Annotated in this window: 3 protein-coding genes; all 3 read left to right on the forward strand. The window is 78.2% G+C overall.

The genetic code is table 11. The annotated features are described in order from the left end of the window. A partial coding sequence (locus ABQ292_RS26280; protein ID WP_369210649.1) for a LuxR C-terminal-related transcriptional regulator occupies positions 1–1,430 on the forward strand: 1,430 nt, incomplete at its 5' end. A 63-nt stretch (positions 1,431–1,493) separates the two neighbouring features. Then, positions 1,494–1,910 carry a hypothetical protein gene (locus ABQ292_RS26285; protein ID WP_369210650.1) on the forward strand — a complete coding sequence of 139 codons (417 nt, stop codon included), beginning with the start codon at positions 1,494–1,496 and terminating at the stop codon, positions 1,908–1,910. A 50-nt stretch (positions 1,911–1,960) separates the two neighbouring features. Next, positions 1,961–3,001 (forward strand): AAA family ATPase (locus ABQ292_RS26290; protein ID WP_369210651.1); only part of this gene is annotated, 1,041 nt, incomplete at its 3' end.

A 3,001-nucleotide genomic window follows, 5' to 3' on the forward strand; every position in this document is an offset into this window, starting at 1 on the left:
CCCGGGCCGCCGACGCGCTGCTGCGCGCCGACGTGCTGCGGCTGCGCGCCCGCATCGAGTGGAACACCGGTTCGCTGCACACCGGCCGCCGGATGGTGGTCGAGGCCGCCGCGGAGGTCGCCCCGCACGACTCCCAGCGGGCCCGGGAGATGGCGATGTTCGCCGCCGCACTCGCCGCGTTCGGCGCGCACTCGACCAGCGCCGTGGACCCGACCGCCCTCGTCCCGCCGCCCGGGCCCGGTGCCCCGGTGCGCGCCCGCTGCTACTCGCACCTGCTGTACGGCCTCGACGCCGCCGCCCGTGGGGACTGGGCCGCCGCGACACCACCGCTGGCCGAGGCCTTCGCCCTCGCCGAGGACCTCGCCGAGGAGGACCTGGACCTGCTGCCCAACCTGGGCATCGCCGCGCTCCACCTGGGTGACGACGCGCGGACCAGGCGCTACCACGAGCAGCTGCTGGCCCGCGCCCGCAGCTCCGGCGCCGTCCTGATGATCCTCTACTCGCTGACGCGGCTCGGCTTCGCCGAGCTGGCCACCGGGCGGTGGACCGCCGCCCGCGCCGCGGCCGCCGAGGCGCTGCCGCTGGCCGACCAGTCCGGGCACCGGGGGCTGGCCGCCCTGCCCACCGCCTGGCTCGCGCTGCTGGCGGGGCTGCGCGGCGACGACACGGTCGAGCAGCACCTCAGCGCCGTGGCACGGATCTGCGCCGACCACCCGCTCGGCATCCTGGCCGAGGTGGTGCCCGACGTGCTGCGGTGGGCCCGCGGTGTGCGCGACGCCGCCGACCCCGCCGCCGCACTGCACCAGCTGGAGCAGATCCGTCACCCGATCACCCGCCGGCTGGCGGCGACCGACCGCGTCGAGGCCGCCGTGCGGGCCGCGCGGCCCGACCTGGCGGGCGCCTGGGTGGCGGAGCTGGCCGGCTTCGCCGGGGCGACCGGCTCCCCGTGGGCGCAGGCCGTGGCCGCGCACGGCCGGGCACTGCTCAGCGAGGGTCCGGAGGCCGCGGGGCACTTCGAGCAGGCGCTGGTCGCGCACGCCAGGACCGGACGCCGGCCCGACCGGGCCCGCACCCAGCTGGCCTACGGCGCCTTCCTGCGCCGGTCCCGCCGCCGCGTCGACGCACGCCCTCACCTGCGCGCCGCGCTCGAGACGTTCGAGGACCTCGGTGCGCGGCCGTGGGCCGACCGCGCCCGGCAGGAGCTGCGGGCGTCCGGGGAGACCGCGCGCCGCCGCGACCCCTCCACCGTCGTGGACCTCACCCCGCAGGAACTCCAGGTGGCCCGGCTGGTGCGGCGGGGACTGCCCAACCGTGACGTCGCCGCCCAGCTGTACGTCAGCCCCCGCACCGTCGACTTCCACCTGCGCAACGTCTTCGCCAAGCTCGGCGTCAGCAGCCGCACCGAGCTGGCCGCCCACCCGCTCGACTGACTCCGCGGCACCCCGGCCGTTCCGCCGGTGCGGCGAGGAGCCGGGTGTCCCTACCGTCCGGGTGTGCCCAGCACCCCCTGGACGCCGGTCGCAGCGGCCGTCGACCCCTCCGCGGTGCTGACCCTGGTCGGCGTCCACCTGCGGCTCCGGGCGGGCTCGGACCTCGACGCCCTGACGGCCTGGGCGGACCGCCTCGGCCGGGAGCTGACCCGCACCCCCGACCTGGTCGGCCACGCCCGCCGGTGGTCCGGCGGCGCCTTCTGGGTCGTGTCGGCCTGGACCCGGCGGGCCTCCCTCGTCGCCTTCGAGCGCGGACCGCTGCACACGGCCGCCCAGCGGGAGCTGCGCGCGCTGCTGCACCCCCCGGTGGTCGACGTGTGGCGAGCCGACCCCGCCGACCTGCCGCCCACGTGGGAGGAGGTCGGCGACCGGTTGCGGGCCGCGGGCGAACGGACCCGCACCCGCCTGGCGAGCCGCTGAACGACGCCGACCCGGCAGTCCGTCCACGACGTGTCGATACCGTCGAGGCCGTGCTGGCCGGACGGGACGTCGAACGGGCGGCGATCGCGGCGCTGCTCGACGCCGCCCGCGCGGGCGAGGGAGGCGCGCTGGTCGTCCGCGGCGTGGCCGGCTCGGGCAAGTCGGCCCTGCTCACCGACGCCCTGGACGCAGCTCCGGACTCGACCGTGCTGCGCACCTCGGGCGTCGAGTCGGAGTCCCCGCTGGCCTTCGCCGCGGTGCAGCGGCTGCTGTGGCCGCTCCGCTCCCGGATCGACGCGTTGCCGTCGCCCCAGCGGGCGGCGCTGCGGGCCGCGCTGGGTGAGGCCGAGGGCGAGGGCGACCGGTTCCTGGCGTTCCTGGGCACGCTGAGCCTGCTGGCCGACGCCGCCGAGCAGTCCCCGGTGCTGGCCGTCGTCGACGACGCGCACTGGCTCGACGACGCCTCGGCCGCGGCACTGCTGTTCGTCGCCCGCCGGCTGCGGGCCGAACGCGTCGCGCTGCTGTTCGCCGCGCGCGACGGCGAGGCCCACGGCTTCGACGCACCCGACCTGCCGGCCGTCGTCCTGGGTGGGGTCACCGGTGCGGCCGCGGGCGCGCTGCTGTCCTCCCGAGCCGGTCGTGGCGTGGACCCGGCGGTCCGGGACCGGTTGGTGGCCGCAACCGGCGGCAACCCCCTCGCGCTGGGTGAGCTGGCCGCCGCGCTCACCGGGGACCAGCTGGCCGGCCGGGAGCCCCTGCCGGCGCCACTGCCGCTGACCGAGGGCGTCGAGCGCGGGTTCCTCGACCGCTACCGGCGGCTGTCCGAGCCGGCGCAGCGGTTGCTGCTCGTCGCCACGGCCGACGACACCGCCCGGCTGACCGTCGTCCGCGACGCCGCCGAACGGCTGGCGGCCGGCGACGAGGCCCTCGACGAGGCCGAGCTCACCGGCCTGCTCCGGATCGACGGGGACACCGTCGTCCTGCACCACCCGCTCGTCCGCTCGGCGGTCTACCACGCAGCCACCAGTGCGCAGCGCCGCGCCGCGCACCGGGCACTCGCCGCCGCGCTGCGCGCGGATGCCGACCGCCGG

The organism is Geodermatophilus maliterrae, from assembly GCF_041018925.1.
Lineage (GTDB): Bacteria > Actinomycetota > Actinomycetes > Mycobacteriales > Geodermatophilaceae > Geodermatophilus > Geodermatophilus maliterrae.